The 20,427-nt window shown below is 66.2% G+C and carries 20 protein-coding genes, 2 tRNA genes and 1 pseudogene; 9 read left to right on the top strand and 14 right to left on the bottom strand.

Translation table 11 applies throughout. The features are described 5' to 3' along the window. The 4 genes from ILP92_RS00115 to ILP92_RS00100 all read right to left on the bottom strand — a co-directional run bounded on the left by ILP92_RS00115 (position 1) and on the right by ILP92_RS00100 (position 3,153). Complete coding sequence (locus ILP92_RS00115; protein ID WP_198914337.1) at positions 1 to 1,131, bottom strand: toxic anion resistance protein; 1,131 nt, start codon at positions 1,129 to 1,131, stop codon at positions 1 to 3. Between the two features lie 26 nt (positions 1,132 to 1,157). Beyond that, entirely contained in the window at positions 1,158 to 2,012 is an 855-nt protein-coding gene (locus ILP92_RS00110) for a 5-bromo-4-chloroindolyl phosphate hydrolysis family protein (RefSeq protein ID WP_198914336.1), read from the bottom strand. Next, positions 2,012 to 2,161 (bottom strand): hypothetical protein, encoded by a 150-nt coding sequence (locus tag ILP92_RS00105; protein ID WP_198914335.1) that lies wholly within the window; start codon positions 2,159 to 2,161, stop codon positions 2,012 to 2,014. Before ILP92_RS00105 ends, ILP92_RS00110 begins: the two co-directional genes overlap by 1 nt. A 167-nt stretch (positions 2,162 to 2,328) precedes the next feature. Next, positions 2,329 to 3,153 carry a pseudouridine synthase gene (locus ILP92_RS00100; protein WP_198914334.1) on the bottom strand — a complete coding sequence of 275 codons (825 nt, stop codon included), beginning with the start codon at positions 3,151 to 3,153 and terminating at the stop codon, positions 2,329 to 2,331. A 28-nt stretch (positions 3,154 to 3,181) separates the two neighbouring features. Between ILP92_RS00100 and ILP92_RS00095 the strand changes: the two genes are divergently transcribed. Next, the gene (locus ILP92_RS00095; RefSeq protein ID WP_235970933.1) at positions 3,182 to 3,643 is read left to right on the top strand and encodes a nucleoside deaminase; all 462 of its coding nucleotides are present in this window, start codon (positions 3,182 to 3,184) and stop codon (positions 3,641 to 3,643) included. A 48-nt stretch (positions 3,644 to 3,691) separates the two neighbouring features. Here ILP92_RS00095 and lipB read toward each other — a convergent pair whose 3' ends face one another. Further along, positions 3,692 to 4,360, bottom strand: a complete 669-nt coding sequence (lipB, locus tag ILP92_RS00090; protein WP_198914333.1) for a lipoyl(octanoyl) transferase LipB — start codon at positions 4,358 to 4,360, stop codon at positions 3,692 to 3,694. Between the two features lie 119 nt (positions 4,361 to 4,479). Here lipB and ILP92_RS00085 point away from each other — a divergent pair, with 119 nt between their 5' ends. The 7 genes and pseudogenes from ILP92_RS00085 to ILP92_RS00055 form a co-directional block, all read left to right on the top strand. Then, positions 4,480 to 5,865, top strand: a complete 1,386-nt coding sequence (locus ILP92_RS00085) for a peptidoglycan-binding domain-containing protein (RefSeq protein ID WP_198914332.1) — start codon at positions 4,480 to 4,482, stop codon at positions 5,863 to 5,865. Positions 5,866 to 5,990: 125 nt separating this feature from the next. Further along, positions 5,991 to 6,076 (top strand) — tRNA-Leu (locus ILP92_RS00080). A gap of 343 nt (positions 6,077 to 6,419) precedes the next feature. Further along, positions 6,420 to 7,520 carry an ABC transporter ATP-binding protein gene (locus ILP92_RS00075; protein ID WP_198914331.1) on the top strand — a complete coding sequence of 367 codons (1,101 nt, stop codon included), beginning with the start codon at positions 6,420 to 6,422 and terminating at the stop codon, positions 7,518 to 7,520. Positions 7,521 to 7,607: 87 nt separating this feature from the next. Further along, complete coding sequence (locus ILP92_RS00070) at positions 7,608 to 8,723, top strand: extracellular solute-binding protein (RefSeq protein WP_198914330.1); 1,116 nt, start codon at positions 7,608 to 7,610, stop codon at positions 8,721 to 8,723. A 140-nt stretch (positions 8,724 to 8,863) separates the two neighbouring features. After that, a complete protein-coding gene (locus ILP92_RS00065) occupies positions 8,864 to 9,151 on the top strand; it encodes a DUF1330 domain-containing protein (protein ID WP_198914841.1) in 288 nt (95 codons plus the stop codon). A gap of 3 nt (positions 9,152 to 9,154) precedes the next feature. Further along, a complete protein-coding gene (locus ILP92_RS00060) occupies positions 9,155 to 10,909 on the top strand; it encodes an ABC transporter permease (RefSeq protein WP_198914329.1) in 1,755 nt (584 codons plus the stop codon). An 87-nt stretch (positions 10,910 to 10,996) separates the two neighbouring features. Further along, positions 10,997 to 11,848 (top strand): annotated as a pseudogene (locus ILP92_RS00055) (ABC transporter permease); the annotation flags it as partial. Positions 11,849 to 11,855: 7 nt separating this feature from the next. Here ILP92_RS00055 and ILP92_RS00050 read toward each other — a convergent pair. From ILP92_RS00050 to ILP92_RS00015, 8 genes are all read right to left on the bottom strand, one after another. Next, the gene (locus ILP92_RS00050) at positions 11,856 to 12,566 is read right to left on the bottom strand and encodes a DUF8692 domain-containing protein (RefSeq protein WP_198914327.1); all 711 of its coding nucleotides are present in this window, start codon (positions 12,564 to 12,566) and stop codon (positions 11,856 to 11,858) included. A gap of 70 nt (positions 12,567 to 12,636) precedes the next feature. Then, a complete protein-coding gene (locus ILP92_RS00045; protein WP_198914326.1) occupies positions 12,637 to 13,563 on the bottom strand; it encodes an AEC family transporter in 927 nt (308 codons plus the stop codon). Next, positions 13,560 to 14,357 carry an MBL fold metallo-hydrolase gene (locus tag ILP92_RS00040; RefSeq protein ID WP_198914325.1) on the bottom strand — a complete coding sequence of 266 codons (798 nt, stop codon included), beginning with the start codon at positions 14,355 to 14,357 and terminating at the stop codon, positions 13,560 to 13,562. The genes ILP92_RS00045 and ILP92_RS00040 overlap by 4 nt, the downstream gene beginning before the upstream one ends. Beyond that, a complete protein-coding gene (locus ILP92_RS00035) occupies positions 14,354 to 15,151 on the bottom strand; it encodes a TatD family hydrolase (protein WP_198914324.1) in 798 nt (265 codons plus the stop codon). Before ILP92_RS00035 ends, ILP92_RS00040 begins: the two co-directional genes overlap by 4 nt. Positions 15,152 to 15,172: 21 nt before the next feature. Continuing rightward, entirely contained in the window at positions 15,173 to 16,300 is a 1,128-nt protein-coding gene (locus ILP92_RS00030) for a DNA polymerase III subunit delta' (RefSeq protein WP_198914323.1), read from the bottom strand. Then, the gene (gene tmk / locus ILP92_RS00025) at positions 16,297 to 16,905 is read right to left on the bottom strand and encodes a dTMP kinase (protein ID WP_198914322.1); all 609 of its coding nucleotides are present in this window, start codon (positions 16,903 to 16,905) and stop codon (positions 16,297 to 16,299) included. Before tmk ends, ILP92_RS00030 begins: the two co-directional genes overlap by 4 nt. After that, positions 16,902 to 18,080, bottom strand: a complete 1,179-nt coding sequence (locus ILP92_RS00020) for a D-alanyl-D-alanine carboxypeptidase family protein (RefSeq protein ID WP_198914321.1) — start codon at positions 18,078 to 18,080, stop codon at positions 16,902 to 16,904. Before ILP92_RS00020 ends, tmk begins: the two co-directional genes overlap by 4 nt. A gap of 51 nt (positions 18,081 to 18,131) precedes the next feature. After that, positions 18,132 to 19,013, bottom strand: coding sequence for an SPOR domain-containing protein (locus ILP92_RS00015; RefSeq protein ID WP_198914320.1), 882 nt, complete (start codon positions 19,011 to 19,013; stop codon positions 18,132 to 18,134). A 207-nt stretch (positions 19,014 to 19,220) separates the two neighbouring features. Between ILP92_RS00015 and ILP92_RS00010 the strand changes: the two genes are divergently transcribed. Further along, positions 19,221 to 19,310 (top strand) — tRNA-Ser (locus tag ILP92_RS00010). 274 nt (positions 19,311 to 19,584) lie between these two features. Here ILP92_RS00010 and ILP92_RS00005 read toward each other — a convergent pair. Next, positions 19,585 to 20,427, bottom strand: an 843-nt coding sequence (locus tag ILP92_RS00005; RefSeq protein ID WP_198914319.1) for a GIY-YIG nuclease family protein, incomplete at its 5' end; no start/stop codon positions are given.

Here is a 20,427-nt window from a genome sequence, read left to right as displayed (position 1 = left end):
TCAGCCCCGCGGCTTCGCGGACGCGGATGCCAGCGTCTGACGCAGCTCGGCTTCCATGGTCTTCAGCTCGGCTTCCGCCTCGGCCCGCGCGGCGCGGCCTTCGTCGGCGATGCGCAAGCTGTCCTCGATCGTGGCGATCAGTGTCTCGTTGGCCTTGCGCACGGACGCGATGTCGAAGACGCCGCGCTCCATCTCGGCGCGCACCTTGGCGTTGCTCGTGCGCAGGTTCTCGGCATTCGCCGTCAGCAGCTCGTTGGTCAGATCCGTCGCCTGCCGCACCGCGTCGGCGGCCTCTTCCGAGCGCTGGATGGTGACCGCCTGCGCCAGCTGCGTCTCCCACAGCGGCACGGTGTTCACCAAGGTCGAGTTGATCTTCGTGACCAGCGACTTGTCGTTTTCCTGCACCAGCCGGATCGACGGCAGCGACTGCATGGTGACCTGGCGCGTCAGCTTCAGGTCGTGGACGCGCCGCTCCAGGTCATCGCGGGCCGCGCGCAGGTCGCGCAGCTTCTGGCTGTCGATCACGTCGTCGCCCTTCCCGTCGCTGGCCTCGGTTTCCAGCTGGGGGATCTGCTCGTCGTCCAGGCGCCGCAGCTTTTCGTCGCCCGCCGCGATGTAAAGTCCGAGCTCGTCGTAGAAGGCCAGCGTCTTCTCGTAGAGCTTGTCGAGCGCCTTGATATCCTTCAGCAGCTGGTGCTCGTGCTGGTCCAGGTCGCGGGTGATCGCGTCGATCTGGCCGCGCACGTCTTCGAAGCGGGCGCGGAACTTGGCGATGGGGGCGGCGCGGCCCAGCATCCGCTCCCAGAAGGTGCGTTCGCGGCGCATGTCGAGCTCGGTCACGGAAAACCCGCGCAACGCGGCAACCATCGAGCGCAGCCCGTCGCCCGCCGGTCCGATTTCCTTGTTCTTCACTCCGGCCAGCATCGACTGGCTGATCTGCTGCAACTCGGCCTGCGCGGCGCTGCCGAAGCTGATGATCGAGCCGGTATCGTCCATGTCCAGCATCGCCAGGCGCTGTTCGATCGCCTTGCTCGTTTCGGGATCGGCGTCGTCGAAGACGACGGGCTCGGCCTTGGGCTCGGGCAGGCTCAGCGCGGTCAGATCCTCGATTTCCTTGGTCATGTCGTCCATGGCGGTCTTCCCCCCCCTATGATCCTTCAGTCCAGCGTTTCGCGCGCCAGCCGGTCGCGCAGCACTTCGATCTCGATATCGAGATCCGAGCGGTCGTCCAGCAGCATCTTCTCGGTGCGCGTCGCAAATCCCGTTTCCAGGTCGTCGAGCAGCGCGATGTAGTCGTCGCGCACGGTCTTATCACGCCTGCGGGTGTAAAGCGCCACGAACTTGTCGGTCGCGTCCCGCGCGCCCAGAAGATAGACGCCCAGCCAGCGCCGCGCGCCGGTCAGGTCGCGCGGATCGGACTCGACCGTGCGGAACATGCGCCGCGCGGTGGCGGCAAAGGCCTCGACGCGGGCCTGCAGCGGGCGATCGCCCAGAGGCGCGACCAGCGCCTGCATCTCGGTCAGGTAGCTTTCGGCCTCGTCCACCGCGCGGGCGATGCGGTCCGCGTCGAAGCGGTCCAGCCCCGGTGTGCCCTTGTCCGACAGCGGGTCGGCACCGAAGGCCAGCACGTGCAGCGCCGTGCCGAGGATGGTGAAGATCACCGGCGCGACCACGTCGCCACCGCTCAGCCCCGCGACCCCCAGCCCGATCCCGGTCAGCGCCGCGCCAAGCAGCTTGCGGGGCAGGGCGGGTCGGCGGGCGACGGCGCGCGCCTCATAGGCGTCCTGCGCGCGCAGCCCCTCGCGGGTCAGCCACGCGGCGAGCATCAGCAGCCCGAAGGCCGCAAGGTTGAAGAACAGGCCCAGCGGGTCCGAGCCGAAGGCACGGAAGACCAGCGGGATGGGCGCGATGAACAGCGCGTTGGCGCGGGCGCCCGCCCGACTGCGGCGGCGTCCCTGCCAGGGGTCATCGGCCGCGTCGGGGCTGTATTTTCCGCCGTAGTGCTCGGCCATCAGGCGCCGCCCCACAGCGCGACATAGACGATCAGCGCCACCAGCAGCAGGAAAGACGTCTTTTGCATCAAGGCACCCCCGGGTTGAGCCAGCGCGATTTCCGAACGCGCGGACCGCGCGGCGCGTTGCACAAGGCCGATCGCCGCCATCAGGACGGCGCCCGCCGCCAGAAGGATCCCAGCCAGTAAAAACAATCGCCCCATGCCGTCCGTCCCGTTCCCGCGATCGCGTCCATCCTAGCCCGCCGCGTCACGCCGCGCGAGCCATCGGAATGATATCTATGCAATTCGGCGCCCGTTCACAGAGGTCCCGGCGCTTATTTGCGGGCGTCCGGCCGCTTGGCCGGGCGGCGGCGCGTGGGTTTCGGCTTGGCTTTCGCTTCGCCCGGGGACGTCATGCCCAACTGCTCGCGCAGCACGCGCGGCTTCACTTCCTCGACCGCGCCGGGCTTCAGGTCGTTCAGCCGGAAGGGGCCGTAAGACACGCGGATCAGCCGGTTCACGGGGAAGCCCAGGAACTCCATCGCGCGCCGGATCTCGCGGTTCTTGCCCTCGCGGATCGCCACCGTCACCCAGGCATTGGCACCCTGCTGGCGGTCCAGCGTCACGGTCATGGGCTGGAAGCGCTCGCCCTCCAGCGTGATGCCGCGGCGCAGCGGGGCGAAATCCTCGTCCCGCGGCTGGCCCTTCAGGCGCGCGCGATACTTGCGCAGCCATCCCGTGGCGGGCAGTTCGAGCTTGCGCTTGATCGCGCCGTCATTGGTCAGCAGCAGCAATCCTTCCGACGTCAGGTCCAGCCGTCCCACAGACACGACGCGCGGCATGTCATCGGGCAGCGCGTCGAAAACGGTGTTGCGCCCCTTCTCGTCGCGCTCGGTCGTCACCAGGCCCGCGGGCTTGTGATACAGCCACATGCGCGGCGCTTCGGGTTTGGCCAGCGGCGCGCCGTCCACCTCGATCCGGTCCGAGGCCGTGACGTTCAGCGCCGGGCTGTCGATGACCTTGCCGTTCACGCTGACGCGGCCCTCGGCGATCAGCGTCTCGGCGCCGCGCCGCGACGCGCGGCCCGCGCGGGCGATGACCTTGGCGATGCGGTCTCCGGGAACCGGTGTCGCATCTGCGGGGGTGTCGGGGCTTGCCATGCCCCCCGCTTAAGCGGATCAGGGGGCCATGCAAAGTCCCTTTCGCACTCATATGGACCTGGCGCTCGAGCAGGCGCGCGCCGCCGCCGCGCGTGGCGAAGTGCCGGTGGGCGCCGTGGTCGTCGGGCCGGACGGCGCGGTGCTGGCGGCGCGCGGAAACGAGACCCGCGCGCTGAACGATCCCTCGGCCCATGCCGAGGTTCAGGCGATCCGGGCCGCCTGTGCCCTGCTGCGCGCCGAACGGCTGACCGGCTGCGACCTATACGTGACGCTCGAGCCATGCGCGGCCTGCGCGGGCGTGATCGCGGCGGCCCGGATCGCGCGGCTCTATTTCGGGGCGGCCGACCCGAAATCCGGCGGGGTCGTCCATGGCGCCCGCGTCTTCACGCACCCGCAGGCGCACCACCGGCCCGAGATCTACGACGGGATGGGCGCGGCCGCCTCCGAGGCTTTGTTGCGGGACTTCTTCAACGGCTTGCGCGGGGTCTAACACGCCGGGATGCCGCCACCGGCTATCTTTGGAAACCTGAGGGCGCAGTCAGGCCGCGGGCGCGTCGCCGAAAACCGACGCGAAGGTGCGCCGAAGGGCGACGTCGAGATCCGCCATCGTCACCGGCAGGCCCAGATCGACCAGCGACGTGACACCGTGCTCGGTGATGCCACAGGGCACGATGCCGTCGAAATGACTCAGGTCCGGCTCGACGTTGATCGAGATGCCGTGGAAGCTGACCCATTTGCGCAGCTTCACACCGATCGCCGCGATCTTGTCCTCGGCAACCGCGCCCGTGGCACCCCGCGCCCTGTCGGGACGCGCGACCCACACCCCCACGCGCCCGTCGCGCAATTCGCCGGCGACGCCGAACTCGGCCAGCGTGGCGATCACCCAGTGTTCGAGCTGTTTCACGAAGGCCCGCACGTCATGGCCGCGCGCCGCCACGTCCAGCATCACGTAGATCACCCGCTGCCCCGGCCCGTGATAGGTATATTGTCCGCCGCGACCGACCGCGTGGACGGGAAAGCGGTCGGGATCGACCAGGTCGCGCGGCTTGGCCGACGTGCCGGCGGTGTAAAGCGGCGGGTGTTCCAGCAGCCAGATCAACTCGGGCGCGGTGCCCGCACGGATCGCCGCGGCGCGGCTTTCCATCGCCTGAAGCGCCTCGGCATAGGGCACCAAATCGGGGCTGATCTTCCATTCGACGTCGTCCATGGCCTCAGGAAGCGTCGATTTTCACTGAAGACAAGCCGAAAATGAGTGATCGAATCGAATCCGGTGATAGGATCGACAAATCACATTAAGTGTCGCTGCCATTTTTCAGGGAGATTTCCATGCGTAAACATCATTTCATCACTGCCGCCATCGCCGCCGCAATTCTGGCGACACCGGCCGAACGCGCCGAAGCCGATGCCGGTGATTTCGTCGCCGGCGCGATCATCGGCGGTGTGCTGGGCCACGCCGTGCGGAACCAGCCGCGCAAGCAGGTCTATCGGTCGACCAAGTCGGCCCCGAAAAAAGTCTATCGCTCCAAGATCCCGGCCACGCAGGAAGGCCGCCAGATCCAGTCGTCGCTGAACTATTTCGGCTTCAACGCGGGCAGCGTCGACGGCCAGCTCGGCCGGAAGTCGCGCGATGCGATCTCGGCCTACCAGGCCTATCTGGGCTATCCCGTGACGGGCCAACTGAATACCTTCGAGCGCGACCTGCTGGTCAATTCCTACAACCGGGCCCAGGCAGGCGGCTACGCCACGCAGCAGCAGATCGCCGCAACCGCCGAGGGCACACGCGGGCTATTGAAGCAGTACCGTGCCGAAATGGCGGGCGGACCCTTCGCCCAGCCCGGCACCACCATGGTTATGGCGCCCCAGCCGGTGGCGCCCCAGCCCATGCCCGCCCAGCCCATGGTCGTGCAGCCGCAAGTTCCGCAGGCGCCGACCGTCATGGCCGCCGCCGCGCCTGTGGTGCAGCCCTTGCCCGCCTTGCCGGTGCCGGTCGCGGCAGCGCCGCAGGTCGCCAAGGCCACCGCCGCGCCCTTGCCAAGCCTGTTTGCCGCTGCGCCCGCCGTGCCCCTGTCACAGACCTGTGACGGGCTGGGCATCCAGGCCGCCAGCCGCTTCGAGTTCGCATCGGCCGATGCGCTGGCCGACACCGATGCCGCGCTGACCGAGCAGTTCTGCGTCGCGCGGGGCTACGCGATCGAAACGGCGCGCGAATTGGGGCAGAGCATCGGCGCCTCGGGGGACAAGGTCGCCCAGCTGTGCTCGGTCTATGGCGAACGCCTGCAGCCCTATGTCACCGCGCTCGGTGCGCAATCCAGCGACCAGGTGCTCGACCAGGTCAGCGCCTTCGTGGCCGATGCGGGCATCCCCGAAGCCCAGCTTTCGGGCACCGCGCAAGTGTGCCTTGGCGAAGGCTACGCGTCGGACGACATGGGTCTGGCGCTGGGCTCGGGCCTGTTGCTGGTGGCGTTGGGCCAATCCGCCTATGGCGAGTTGATGGGCCATCACCTGCATCGCGGCGCGGGTGTCGCCGCCAATCCGGGCCGGGCGAAGGACTGGTTCGACATGGGCCTTTCGGCCGCCGAGGCGGGCGATCCGGTCTTCGCCCCGTCCCAGCCCGAGCGCCTGACAGTGCTGCGCCGCGTGCTCTTTCCCAGCAGCTCGGCGTCCATCCCGGCCTCCAGCCAGGTGCTGCCTACCTTCGCGATCAGCCAGTAGGTCGCGGCAGGGCCGATCAGCGCGTGGGCGCGCCCCCGATCCGGGCGCGCCTTTCGCAAGCCGAATGCCCCTTCACAAAGCCTGCCCAAATCGCTAAACCGCCGCCACCCGACCCGGAGGGTCACGCGGTAGTGGCGGAATGGTAGACGCGCAGCGTTGAGGTCGCTGTGGGGTAACACCCGTGGAAGTTCGAGTCTTCTCTACCGCACCACCCCCGGGTCGGGTCGTTTGCCCCGCAGAAAGAGCCGCCGTCTGGGCCGTCGTTCGGGCGCGCCCAAGCGTCCCTGTCCCGACGCCACGTCGCTGGACGAATCCGCCGCGCGTTATCCGTACTCGCGCCAGGGTTGCGCGAAATCCGTTCACATGCACCCCCATGATGGCGTCGCGATCCGCATTATGCGGTCGAAAAGCCTGATTTGGGCCGTGTCGCGGGCAAAATTCCTGCCGCCGCCCCTGAAACCGCAAATTCTGGATGATCTGCTTGCAAACACCAAAGCGCTTTAGTTTAGTCTGCGCCAAGATCGCGACAATGACGATCATAAAGGGAGAAGCGTGTGCCCGACGGCAGCAACAGCCAAGCGTTCGTTGAATTCGATCGCGTCCAGAAAAGCTATGACGGCGAGGTCCTTGTCGTCAAAGATCTGAACCTTGCCGTCGGCAGGGGCGAATTCCTGACGATGCTGGGGCCCTCGGGCTCGGGCAAGACCACCGTTCTGATGATGCTCGCCGGGTTCGAGACCGCCACCAACGGCGAGATCCGGCTGGGCGGCAAGGAAATCAACAACATCCCGCCGCACAAGCGCGGCATCGGCATGGTGTTTCAGAACTACGCCCTGTTCCCGCATATGTCGGTGGCCGAAAACCTGTCCTTCCCGCTGGAAGTCCGCAACATCGGCAAGTCCGAGCGCGAGGGCAAGATCAAGCGCGCGCTCGACATGGTGCAGATGGGCGATTTCGGCGGACGCCGTCCGGCGCAATTGTCCGGCGGCCAGCAACAGCGCATCGCGCTGGCCCGCGCACTGGTGTTCGAGCCCGAGCTGGTCCTGATGGACGAGCCGTTGGGCGCCCTGGACAAGCAGCTGCGCGAGACGCTGCAATTCGAGATCACGAACTTGGCGCACGAGCTGGGCATCACCACCGTCTACGTGACCCACGACCAGACCGAGGCGCTGACCATGTCGGACCGCGTCGCGGTGTTCGACGATGGCCGCATCCAGCAGCTGGCCCCGCCCGACGACCTGTACGAGAAGCCGCAAAACAGCTTCGTCGCGCAGTTCATCGGCGAAAACAACGCCCTGCGCGGCACCGTGACATCGCTGTCCAAGGACCGTTGCGTCGTCAAGCTCGACGGCACGGGCGAGCAGATCGACGCGCTGCCGGTCAACGTCGCCAAGGAAGGCGACAAGACGCTGGTGTCGATCCGCCCCGAGCGGGTCGAGTTCAACCCCGACCTTGGCGAGAACGCGCATACGCTGGACGCCGAGGTCATGGAATTCGTTTACATGGGCGACGTGTTCCGCACGCGCCTGAAAGTCGCCGGCCGCGACGATTTCATCGTCAAGACCCGCAACCGCGCGGACCAGGTGCGCCTGAGCCCGGGCGAGAAGGTCAAGATCGGCTGGCTTCCACAAGATTGCCGCGCGCTCGATCCCTGACGGAGCGACGCGTGGCCAACCTGCAATCCACGCCCGAAGATGCAGGCGAAACACACCCAAACGGGCATCACTAGGAGAGAATTCACCATGAAGACCAAGACAATTCTGATGAGTACCGGCATCGCTTGCGCCGCGGGCGTCGTGTTCGCCGCCGGACACGAGCAGATGGCCGACGAGATGACTGTCGTATCGTGGGGCGGTGCCTACCAGGCCAGCCAGGACAACGCGTATGTGAAACCCTATGTCGAGAACAATCCCGACGTCAGCGTGACCTGGGACGAATCCTCGGCCGAGGCCGTGGCCAAGCTGCGCGCCATGAACGAAGCCGGGAACATCACCTGGGATCTGGTCGACGTCGTGGCGTCGGACGCCATCCGCCTGTGCGACGAAGGCCTGGCAATGGAAGTCGACCATGACGAACTGCTGGCCGCTGCCCCCGACGGCACGCCCGCTTCCGAAGATTTCGGCGACCTGATCGTGTCGGACTGCTTCATCCCGCAGATCGTGTACTCGACCACCGTGGGCTATCGCACCGACGCCGAGGGCTGGAACGGCACGCCCGAAACCATCTGCGCGCTGTGGGACCAGGAAAACTTCCCCGGTCAGCGGTCGCTGGAAAAGCGCCCGATCGGCAACCTGGAATGGGCACTGCTCTGTGACGGCGTCGCCAAGGAAGACATCTACGACGTGCTCGAGACCGAAGAAGGTCAGGACCAGGCCTTCGCCAAGCTCGACGAGCTGAAGGACAACACGGTCTGGTGGACCGCCGGTGCCGACACGCCGCAGCTGCTGGCCGATGGCGAAGTGGTGATGGGCTCGACCTATAACGGTCGTCTGTTCAGCCTGATCGCCGAGCAGGACCAGCCGGTCGAAATGCTCTGGGACGCGCAGGTCTTCGACCTGGATGGCTGGATCATCCCCGCCGGTCTGTCAGACGAGAAGCTGGCCCGCGTGAAGGACTTCCTGACCTTCGCCACCGACACCCAGCGTCTGGCCGACCAGTCCAAGTACATCAGCTATGGACCGGCGCGCGCGTCCTCGGCCCCGCTGGTCGACAAGCACGCCGAACTGGGCATCGACATGGCGCCGCACATGCCGACCGACCCGGCCAACGCGACCAACACCTTCCTCTACAACTACGAATGGTGGGCTGACTACCGCGACGATCTGGACGCCAAGTTCCAGTCCTGGCTTGCCCAGTAAGCGATCACGACAAGGGGGGCGGGCTTCGGTCCGCCCCTTCCCGACCCCGAGATCACGCAACGTGATCTCCCGCAGATCATCCCGGATGATCTGACCAGGATCATCCCCGCATGATCTTGCGCCGCTGCGAAAGGACCGACATGCCCAAGGGCTACATCATCGGACATATCAAGGTGACGGACCCCGAAGGGTATCCCGAATACGTGCGCCGCGACACACCCATCCTGGAAAGCCACGGCGCGCGCTTCATCGTGCGCGGCGGCACCTCCGAGACGCCCGAAGGCGAAGACATGGGACGCCACGTGGTCATCGAGTTCGACAGCTACGACGCCGCCCGCGCCGCCTATAACGACCCCGACTACCAAGAGGTCGCCGATATCCGCCGCCGTTGCGCCGACAGCACCATCATCCTGGTCGAAGGGACCTGAGCCATGGCCAATGCCACCGATCCCGACAGCTACACTGGTGCCACCCCCGACAACGCCATCCGCGATGCCGACCGGGCCGAAAAGACCGGCCAGATGCTCGCCGCCGACGGCACCCCGCTGAAGACCTCGCTCGCGCGCTCCTTGCGCGCGCAAAAACTGCGGGCGCTCATGCTGATCGCGCCCTTGCTCATCTTCATCCTCGTGACCTTCATCGCGCCCATCGCCGACATGCTGTTCCGCTCGGTCGAGAACCAGATCGTCAGCGAAACGCTGCCCCGCACCGTGCAGGCTCTGGACAGCTGGGACGGCGAAGGCGCGCCCGACGAAGAAACCTTCCGCGCCCTGGCCGCCGACCTGACCATCGCCACCGAGCTGAAGAACCACACGCGCCTCGGCTCGCGTCTGAATTACGAGACCACGGGCATCAGCTCGCTCTTCCGCCAGACCGGGCGCGACGTGGACGAGATCGGCGAAGGCTACATGGAGCAGTTCATCGAGCTGGACGAGGCCTGGGAAGATCCCGCCACGTGGATGACCCTCATGGCGGCCGACAGCTGGATCGAAAACCGCGCCCAATGGGCCAGCGACAAGGCCGAAGCCGAAGCAGCCCAGGATGCCGCCACCACCGCCGCCGAGGCGATCGCGCTGGAATTCACCGACCCCGAGCCGCCTTTCCGCCTGAACGACATCGCGTCGGACGCATTGCCGCGCACGGCGTCGATCTTCCGCCAATTCGCCCGCATCACGCAGACCGAAAACGAAGACAGCCCCGCCGAGGAAGAGCCGTGGGCCATCATCTACCAGGCGCTCTACGAAGACCTGAGCGCGGGTCGCGGTGACGGCTACGAAGGCCAGGCCGCCACGCTGATCGACGAGGCCAGGTCGGCCGTCGTCGGTTTCGAGGACCAGTCGATCAAGGACTATTTCATCAACGAGATCGACGAAGACTGGGGCAGCACCGAGGTCTGGGGCACCATCAAGGCGTTCTCGAGCCCCTACACCGCAGGCTATTTCCTGGCCTCCGCCGATCTGCAGCTGACAGCCCAGGGGATCGAGAAGCAGCCGGAAGACCAGCAGATCTATGCCCTGCTCTTCAAGCGGACGATGTTCATGTCGCTGACGATCATGTTCAGCTGCATCCTGCTCGGCTATCCGATCGCGTTCCTGCTGTCGAACCTGCCCATGCGCACGTCCAACATGCTGCTGATCCTGGTGCTGCTGCCGTTCTGGACATCGCTCCTGGTGCGCACGTCGGCCTGGAAGGTGCTGCTGCAACAGCAGGGGGTGATCAACGACATCCTGGTCTGGATCGGGCTGGTGGCCGACAACGACCGGTTGCAGCTGATCAACAACCAGACCGGCACGATCATCGCCATGACGCATATCCTGCTGCCGTTCATGATCCTGCCGCTCTATTCGGTGATGAAGACGATCCCGCCCTACTACGTGCGCGCCGCCAAATCGCTGGGCGCCACGAACTGGACCGCGTTCTGGCGGGTCTATTTCCCGCAATCGGTGCCGGGCATCGGCGCGGGCTCGATCCTCGTGTTCATCCTGTCCATCGGCTACTACATCACGCCCGAACTGGTCGGCGGCACGACCGGCACGTTCATCTCGAACCGGATCGCGTACCACATTTCGAGCTCGCTGAACTGGGGGCTGGCCGCGGCGCTGGGATCCATCCTGCTCGCGCTCGTGCTGGTGCTTTACTACCTTTACGACCGGATCGTGGGCATCGACAACGTCAGTCTCGGCTGACGCCGACCGAGGCGATTTCCTCGAGGAAATCGTCACGAAATTCTCAAGAATTTCGCGCCCCGGGCGCGAAGCGGAAGGACGAAGATCATGGAACTTCCCCCCTATGCCACGACGGGCCAGAAGGTCTGGTTCTACACGTTTCGCGTCCTCTGCGGGCTGATCTTCTTCTTCCTGATCGCGCCGATCCTGACCATCATCCCGCTCAGCTTCAACGCCGAGAACTTCTTCACCTTTACCCCCGGGATGCTGGCCTTCGAGGCGGACGCCTATTCGCTGAAGCATTATGAGGACTTCTTCACCAACAGCCAGTGGCAGACGGCGTTGAAGAACTCGGTCCAGATCGCGCCCGCCGCCACGCTTCTGTCGGTGGGCCTGGGTACGTTGGCCGCCGTGGGCCTGTCGCAATCCCACGTTCCCGCGCGCCGCGCGATCATGGCGATCCTGATTTCACCGATGATCGTGCCCCTCATCATCTCGGCCGCCGGCATGTACTTCTTCTACAGCCGCATCGGCCTGCAGGGCACCTACCTGGGCGTCGTCCTGGCCCACGCGGCCCTGGGCATCCCCTTCGTCATCATCACCGTCACCGCGACGCTGGTGGGCTTCGACAATTCCCTGACCCGCGCATCCGCCAACTTGGGCGCTGGACCCGTCCGCACCTTCTTCAAGGTGCAGATGCCGCTCATTCTGCCCGGCGTCATCTCGGGCGGGCTCTTCGCCTTCATCACGTCCTTCGACGAAGTGGTGGTGGTGCTGTTCGTGGGCTCGGCCGGCCAGAAGACGCTGCCCTGGCAGATGTTCATCGGCCTGCGCGAACAGATCTCGCCCACGATCCTGGCCGTGGCGACGATCCTCGTCATCATCTCGATCGCGTTGCTGACCACGGTCGAGCTGTTGCGCCGCCGGTCCGAGCGGCTGCGGGGCCTGTCACCGACCTGAGCGCCCGCTAAAGGTCCCGTGCGTCCCTCATCAGCGTGACCGCCAAGGCCGCGGTGACGCTGATCGCCAGCAATTCGCCGCCATCCTCGATCACGCCGAGCGCGAAGTAGATGTCCGCTGGCGCGACAACGTGGAACATGTCGACCACCACCCCGAAGAAGACCAGGATGAAAAACGGCACGGCCAGCAGCCAGCCGATGGCCGCGTCGCCCTCGCGCCTGCTCAGCCACGCCCAGATGAAGGCAAGCGACAGCACCATCGCCGCCAGGATCCAGGCCAGAAGTTCGCCCGTATCCTGTGGCCGCAGATCGCCGAAAGCCCCCAGCGAAAATCGCTCGACCAGGATCTTGCCGATGAATTCGTGATAGGTGATCGTGTCGTCGAACCAGACGAAGGCGAAGAGCAGCGCGAAGGCCAGGAAAACCTTGCGCGTGTTCACGAAGTAAAGCGTCAGGAAAGTCAGCGCGCAGGTCAATTCCAGCCCCTGCTGATAGGCCTCGCCCAGGCTTTCTTCGCTTTGAAGGTCAATGATCTGGAAGACGAAGAGCCCAAGCTCCGAGTCCTGCCCGTAGATGCCCAACACGACGTTGGCCCCGATCAGAAGGGCGGCAAGGACGAAAAGTACCGCGACGACTTTCAGAAATGTCAGATCATGAAGAATCTTGCGGTAAAGCGGGTCGTGCGAATGGGTGTCGGTAAATGCCTCGAATCGGGTCATGGTGTTCGCTCCGAAATAAAAGTGAGCGTATGGACTGCAATAATGCGAATAGTTTTATATAAAAGGGGCCTCAGGGCAAGATAATTAGCCAGATCCAGACCGACAGAAGCGAAATTGCCGTTCCGATAAGCACCCCAGAGGCCGCCGAGCGCCGCGCCGCGCCGTAAATGTTGGCGAAGATATAGGTGTTCACGCCGGGCGCCATGGCCGCCGTGATGACCGCCGCGCGCAGGGCGTCCAGCCCCAAGCCAAGCGCCTTTCCCAGGCCGAAGGTCAGGGCCGGATGCAGGACCAGCGAGCTGAAGCAGACCAGCCCGATCAGCCGAAGATCGCCCTCGGGCTTGTAGCGGAACAGGATCCCGCCCAGGCCGAACAGGGCCGCGGGCAATGCCGCGCGGATCATCATCTGCAGCGCGTCGTCCAGCACCTTCGGCAGCGTGATGCCGGTCAGGTTGGCGGCAAAGCCCAGCAGGATCGCGATCACCAGCGCGTTGTGGAACATGGCGTTCGCCACCTTCTGCGGCAGGTACGCCAGGCTTTCGCCGCGGGCGCGCACCAGCTCCATCAGGGTGACGCCCAGCATGTAGCAAAACGGCGCGTGGATCGCGATGATCGCGTAGTTGAAGCGCAGGCTGTCGGCCCCGAAAGCCCGCTCGGCGATGGGCAGTCCCAGCAGGACGGTGTTCGAGAACAGGCAACAAAAGCCGATGGACACCGCGTCCTCCCAGCTGCGTCCCAGCGCCCGCGCGCCGAAGATTCCCACGGCGAAGCCGACCGTCGCACCGACGTAGAAGGACGCCAGGATCGGCCATGAAAACTCCGCGCCCAGATCCAGCGTCGCGATGGCGCGGAACAGCAGGCACGGGATCGCGAAGCCTTGCGTGAAGCGCATCAGCCCGTCGACGGCGCTGTAGGGAAAGACGCCGCGCCAGGTCGCCAGGTAGCCCGCCCCCATGACCAGGAAGACGGGCAGGACGACGTCCAGAAGGGCGCTCATCCCTGCAGGCTCAGAACCATCCCGTCATGGGCCGGTGTGATATGCTCGGCGGTCTCGGCCGCAACGGTCGCGTGATCCAGGTCCACGTGCATGTTCGTCAGGATCGCGCGCTTGGGCGCGGCGCGCGCGATCCAGTCCAGCGTATTGTCCAGATGCGAATGGCTGGGATGCGGCGTCCGCCGCAGCGCGTCCACGATCCAGATGTCCAGATCCCGAAGAGCCGCCCAGGCATCGTCGGGAATGGCCGAGACATCGGGAAGATACGCCAGTCCGCCGATCCGGAAGCCCAGTGCCGTGATCGAGCCGTGCTGGACCCGGAAGGGCCGGAAGGTGATGTCGCCGCCGGGCCCCATGATCGTGATCGGCCCGTCGATCGGGTTCAGGTCCAGGATCGCGGGATAGTTCGAGCCCTCGGGCGTTTCGAACGCATAGCCGAAGCGGGCGCGCAGGTCTTCGGACGTGGGCGCGTCGGCCCAGACCGGCAGGCGCGCGCGCATGTTGAAGACGATCATCCGCAGATCGTCCAGCCCGTGGCAGTGATCGGCATGGGAATGGGTGAAGAGCACGCCGTCCAGCCGCCCGACGCCCGCATCCAGCAGCTGCGCGCGCATGTCGGGCGACGCGTCGATCAGCACCTGGGTCGCGCCCTCGGCCGTCACCCGTTCCACCAGCAGCGAGCATCTGCGCCGACGGTTCTTCGGGTTCTCGGGGTCGCAATCGCCCCACAGCCCGCCCAGGCGCGGAACGCCGCCGGACGAGCCGCAGCCAAGGATGGTGACGCGGAGTTCGCTCATGCGGGCGACCACGCGGCGGCCTTGGCGAACAGGCGGTCGAAATTGGCCTGCGTCGCGGCGGCGAAGTCGGCGTAGTCGACGCCGAAGACGTCTGCGCCGATGCGCGCTGTGTGCGCGGTATATGCAGGCTCGTTGCGCTTGCCGCGATGGGGCGGGGGGGCCAGGTACGGGCTGTCGGTTTCCACCAGGATCCGGTCCAGCGGTGCCGCCGCGAAGATGTCGCGCAGGTCCCGGCTTTTGGGAAACGCGGCAATGCCAGACATGGACAGGTAAAACCCCAGCCCCAGCGCCGTTTCCGCCAGCGCGCGGCCCGACGAAAAGCAGTGCATGACGCAGTCGAACGCGCCCGCTGCGTGCGCGTCCGACAGGATCCGCGCCATGTCGTCATCGGCGGCGCGGGCGTGGATGATCAGCGGAAGGCCAGTCCGGCGCGCCGCTTCGATATGCAGGCCAAGGCTGCGGCGCTGCACGTCTGCGGTGTCCGAGGTGTAGTGGTAGTCGAGCCCCGTTTCGCCGATGCCGACCATCTTGGGGTGTTCCGCCAGCGCCACCAGGTCGTCGACCGTGGCCATGGGCTCGGACGCGGCGCTCATCGGGTGGGTGCCCGCTGCCCAGAACACCGGGTCGTGCGCCTCGGCGATGGCGCGCACGGCATCGGCCTGCCGCAACTTGGTGCAGATGGTGACCATCCGCGTCACGCCCGCGTCTCGCGCACGGGCCACCACGTCACCGCGTTCGTCGTCGAAATCGGGGAAATCCAGGTGGCAATGGCTGTCGGTGATGGTGGGTGTCATGCGCGCCTGTGCCGGATGGGCCTAGCGCGCCAGGATCGCCGCGCCCGTGTCGTTGATGCTGGCCCCGGTATCAAGGATGAGCGACGAGGGGTCAAGGTTCACCGCCCGTCCATGGGCCAGCCGCGCGCCCGCGCTTTGGTGCAGGTCCGCCCAGCGGCGCGCGGCGTCGGCATCGGGCGACAGCCGGGCCAGAAGGGCGGCCTCGCCCTTGGCGGCCTCGGCGTCGGGGACGGCCCCCGCGCCGTGCCGGGCGAGCCGGGCCAACAGCAGGTCGATCAGGCGCACCACGATGTCCAGTCGCGCCAGCCCGGCGTTCCCCGAAAGGCCCGCCCCCAGCGCCAGAAGCGCCTGGCGGTCGTAGTTCGGGCAGTCCCGGAAGATCGCCAGCAGGCGCGCGTAGATCGCGGGGCCGTCCTGCTGCAACAGGCGCGCGGCCTCGCCAACCGAGCCTTCGGCCAGCTGCGCCATGACCATGGGCGACACGTCGGTCTGCAGTCCCGCCTGCGCCAGGGCGGCGCCCAAGTCGTCGGCCGATAGCGGCTGGCAGGGCAGGGTGCGGCAGCGCGAGCGGATCGTGGGCAGCAGCCCGGCGGGCGCGTGGCTGACCAGCAGGAACGTCGTCAGGGCCGGGGGCTCTTCCACCAGCTTCAGGATCGCGTTGGACGTGGCCACGTTCATCTGGTCGGCGCTGTCGATCAGCACCACCCGGCGGCCGCCATCGGCGGCGCTGAGCTGCAGGAAGTCCTTCAGTCTGCGCGCCCGGTCCACCGTGATGTCGCGCCGGGGCGTGCCGGTCTGCGGGTTCGGCGTCGGGCGCATCAGGAACAGGCGCGGCTCGCTCATCGCCGCGACGCGACGGCTCACCGGATGGTCTTCGGGCGTGTCCAGGCTGTCCGGCGGCGTTGGCGCGCCGAACATGCCGCCATCGTCACCGGGCTGCGACAGCAGGAACCGCGCAATCCGCCAAGCCAGCGTCGCCTTGCCGATCCCGCGCGGACCGGTCAGCAGCCACGCGTGGTGCAGCGCACCGGACGCAAAGGCATCAAGGAAGATCCGCTCGGCCTGATTCTGCCCGAACAGCTGCAGAGTGTGCCGGGGATGCGGCGCGCCCTCGACCCGGTCGGGCTCGTATTCGGTGTCGTCGCTCACAGGCGCGCCCGGATGTCGGCGGCCACCTGGTCGGGGGCGTGCGCGCCGTCGATCACCGTGATGCGGTCGGGAAACTCGCGGGCCAGTGCAAGAAAGCCCGCGCGCATCTTTTCCTGCAGATCGGCGCCGAAGCTTTCGAACCGCTCTTCGGTGCCCTGCCGCGACAGGGCGCGGGCGAGCCCCTCGGCCGGATCCATGTCGATCAGGAAGGTGCGGTCGGGCTCGATCCCGATCATCAGGTCGTGCAGCGTGTCCACGCTGGCCCTGAGGTCGGCGCGCGACAGGCCCTGGTACATCCGCGTGCTGTCGGCGAAGCGGTCGCAGATCACGGTGGCACCGCGCGCCAGCGCCGGGCCGATGACGCGCTCCAGGTGATCGCGACGGGCGGCGGTGAACAGCAGCAGCTCGGTCTCGGCGGACCAGCGATCGGGATCGCCTTCCAGCACCAGTCGGCGAATTTCCTCGGCGCCGGGCGAGCCGCCGGGCTCGCGCGTCAGCACCACTTCGCGGCCCGCGCCGCGCAAGTGCTCGGCCAGAAGCCGCGCCTGGGTCGACTTGCCCGAGCCGTCGATGCCCTCGAAGCTCAGGAAAAGGCCGTCGCTCATCCCTCGGGCAAGGCCCTGTCGGCTGCGCCAAGCGCCTTGCTGATCAGGATGCCCGCGGCGGTCTGCAGACGCGGCACGAAGCCTGCCGCCGCCACGTTCCGGTCGGCCAGCAGCGGCAGGACGGTGTCGGGCAGGCCGTTGATGCGCACGACCAGCTTGCCGATCTCCTGCCCCTCGGCGATGGGCGCCTGGATCGGACCGGTGAACTGGGCCTCGGCCTCGATGGAGTTCAGCGACAGGGCCGGGATCAGCATCTCGGCATCGCTGCCGGCGATCATGCCCACCTCGGCGCTGTCGCCCAGCCACACATCGGCCATGGCGATGGACTGCCCCTTCGACACCACCTTGCGCTCGACGAACTGGCGGAACGCCCAGCTGACGATGCGCTCGGATTCCTCTGCGCGGGCCTTGTCCGATTCCATTCCCGACAGCACGAAGACGATCCGCCGGTCGCCCTGCGCGGCCGATCCGACCAGGCCGTAGCCCGCTTCGGACGTGTGGCCGGTCTTCAGCCCGTCGGCGCCGATCCCCAGACCCAGAAGCGGGTTGCGGTTGTTGTGATTGGCCGGCACCCGCCCGTCGTAGGGAAAGGTCTTCTGGGCGAAATAGCCATAATATTCGGGGAACTCGGTCACCAGGCGCTCGGCCAGGATACCCAGGTCCTTCATCGACATGCGATGATCGGGATGCGGCCACCCGGACGAATTGGCGAAGGTCGAGTTCATCATCCCCAGCTCGCGGGCCCGCGCCGTCATCTGGCGCGCGAACGTGTCTTCGCTGCCCGCCAGGCCTTCGGCCACCACCACGCAGGCGTCGTTGCCCGATTGGACGATGATGCCCTGGATCAGCTCTTCGACGGTGGGGCGGTCGTTTTCCGTCAGGTACATGGACGACCCCTTCAGCGCGGTCGCCCGGCTCGACACGCCGAAGCGCGTGTCCATGCTGACGCGATTGGAGCGCAACGCCTCGAACAGCATGTTCAGGGTCATGAGCTTCGACATGGACGCAGGCGGCAGCGGCACCTCCGCGTTCTTTTCCATCAGGACGGTATTCGTGCCCACGTCGTATACGTAGGCCGAACTGGCGCGCGTATCGAATTGCGCAAGGGCCGCGCCGGTCGTGACCAGCGTGATCAGGGTGGCCAGAACGGCCAGAAGGAATCGCATTACGATCATGGCGGTGCCCCTTTGTCGGTTGGGAACGGGTCTATGGGTGCCTGCAGGCTATCACCCCGAAACGGCATACGCATCGGCAAACCCCAGCGTCTTCACTTTCCTGAGAACGGCAGCGCGATCGCCGGACGTGGCCGCGGGGCCGACGATCACCCGGTAGAACGTCTTGCCCTTGGTGGTCTGGCTCTTGACCGTCGGCACGACGCCGACGCCGCGCAGGGATTGGGCGGTGTTCTCGGCGTTTTGCTCGACGCTGAAGATGCCGATCTGGATATAGGGCTCCGACAGGCTTGAGACCGGCGGCGCGGCCGCCGCCTCGGCCCGTTCGATGGCGGCCGGGGCCGCCGACACGGGCGCGTCGATCGAACTGGCGGCGATGGTTTCCGGCGCGCTCAGCGTCTCTGCCTCGATCGGCACCTCGCCGGACGGCTCGACGCCCGCGTCATTGGTGGGCATCTCATCCGATATGGTCAGCGCGGGGACGGGATCGTCGGCGACTTCCTCGCGGCGCAGGGCCGTGACGTTCAGCGTCTCGGGGGCGCCTGCCAGAAGGCCCAGCGCTTCGGCCGCGTCACTGCTGACCTGCAGGCGCGGGCCGGGGTTCTCGCGCTCGCGCCGGAACAGCGCGCCGATGACGAACTTGCCGTTGGCTTCGTTGCGGATGATGACCCGCTCCGGATCCTTGGTGTCGGGATGCGCGACCCAGACGCCGCCCAGCGACGGGCGCCCGTCCCACAATCCCGGCTCGGTCACCTGGAACACCTCGGGCGCCTCGACGTCGCGCTCGACCAGGCGGGTGGTGTTCGACGACGATGCCCGCGACGCATCCCCCGACGAACGGGCGCCATCGTCGCCCACGCAGGCGGACAGGCCCAGCAGGGCGGCGGCTGCCACGGTCATACGGGGCCAACGCGGTCGGGGCGTGCTCGGTGCCATGGGCGCTCCTGTCGTGGCACGGCCTTTGCCGTGCGAATGGGCCGGTTCGACCGGCCATTTGCTCAAGCCAAGTGATCCGCTGCGGGATCTTGCCGCCGACCTTAACCCCTGTGGCCTTTGGGGGAAAGATCCTTGCGCGCCTTCGGCAAAATTACTCCCGGCGCGGCTTTTCAAAGGCGGCCCGGGACGCTAGCAACGCCCCACGCCGGAGGAGTGGCAGAGTGGTCGAATGCACCGGTCTTGAAAACCGGCGTGCGTGAAAGCGTACCGTGGGTTCGAATCCCACCTCCTCCGCCACTTGCCCTCGCGAAAGCGCTCTCCCGATCCGGCTCCGGCCGGATTTTTCCGTTGTTTTCGAGGGTTATGCGGGAAGTGCTGTGAACTGGCTTCGGCGCCGGGAGGCAAAGAGACGGTCTCTCGTGGTGAGTATTCTCCGGACCTGTCAACCAGCCCCACTTCGGTTCAATGGTGCAAGCGATTGTTTTTGCGGGATCTCTCCTTTGCGTTCGTGGATTCAGAGTTCGTGTTCCGTCCGCCCTACAGAAAGCGACTGACGTCGAACCCTGCATCGCTACTCCACGTGCACATCCCCCAGTGATAAAGCGCCTTCAGCTTCCCAATCCGCATAGCATCGTCCATCTGCAAGCTTCCAAAGGATGCGTCCGTTCGCGCTGGCTCCGATCACCGTTGCCGCCGCCGCAGATGCCGAAGTAAAGCTATAGTCACTAGCAAAAATCAGAGACCCAGTATCTTCCCGGAGAACGCCTGATTCCAGAAGGGTATCTCTCAGAGCAAGGGTGCCTTTCGGAATGGTCGGCGTAGTACGCGAGCGGGCCTTCGAACCCGCCTTGACCACAAAGTCGCCTGACTGCGCGATTGTCATTTCCGCATTGAAGCCCTCCCCCCTAAAGAAAAAGACTGGGCTAGCGTCCACTCCGGCCGCGTTCATCTGCTCTATCGGCTCAGCCGGTCTACCGCGCATCTCACGGAACAAATCCCAGCCGAGCGCGCCGACGAGCGTCTTCGTCTGGTCGACGAACTCCTCCATCGCCGCCCTGTCTGGCAGCGGAAGTTTACCGGCATCTTCGGAAGGACGCTTGCTGTTGGAAACGAGCCATCGCGGATTGCCTCCCACCGCTCGGATGAGGCAGGCTTCAACGTAGCGCGCGTGGCTCTTTGTCAGGTTCTCATCCTTGCTGATGAGCACCACGGTGTCGGTCCAAAAGCCCTTCGGATCTCGTCCTGAATCACTCGAGTTGTGAGTGTATAGCCGTGCACCTATACCTTCTGATTCACCGATATAGGCAATCAGCCGGTCGGGTTCATTCTCGTCTGTTCCGATAAGAAGGTACACTCCTGGGCGCTCAATCTCTGGTGACCTTCCCCCGCGGTTAGGGCCGGTTTGATCTGGAAT

Origin of the sequence: Palleronia pontilimi, from assembly GCF_016412875.1 — a bacterium.
Lineage (GTDB): Bacteria > Pseudomonadota > Alphaproteobacteria > Rhodobacterales > Rhodobacteraceae > Palleronia > Palleronia pontilimi.
The sequence above is the reverse complement of the archived record's forward strand: the minus strand, read 5'-3'. Positions and strand labels throughout refer to the sequence as shown.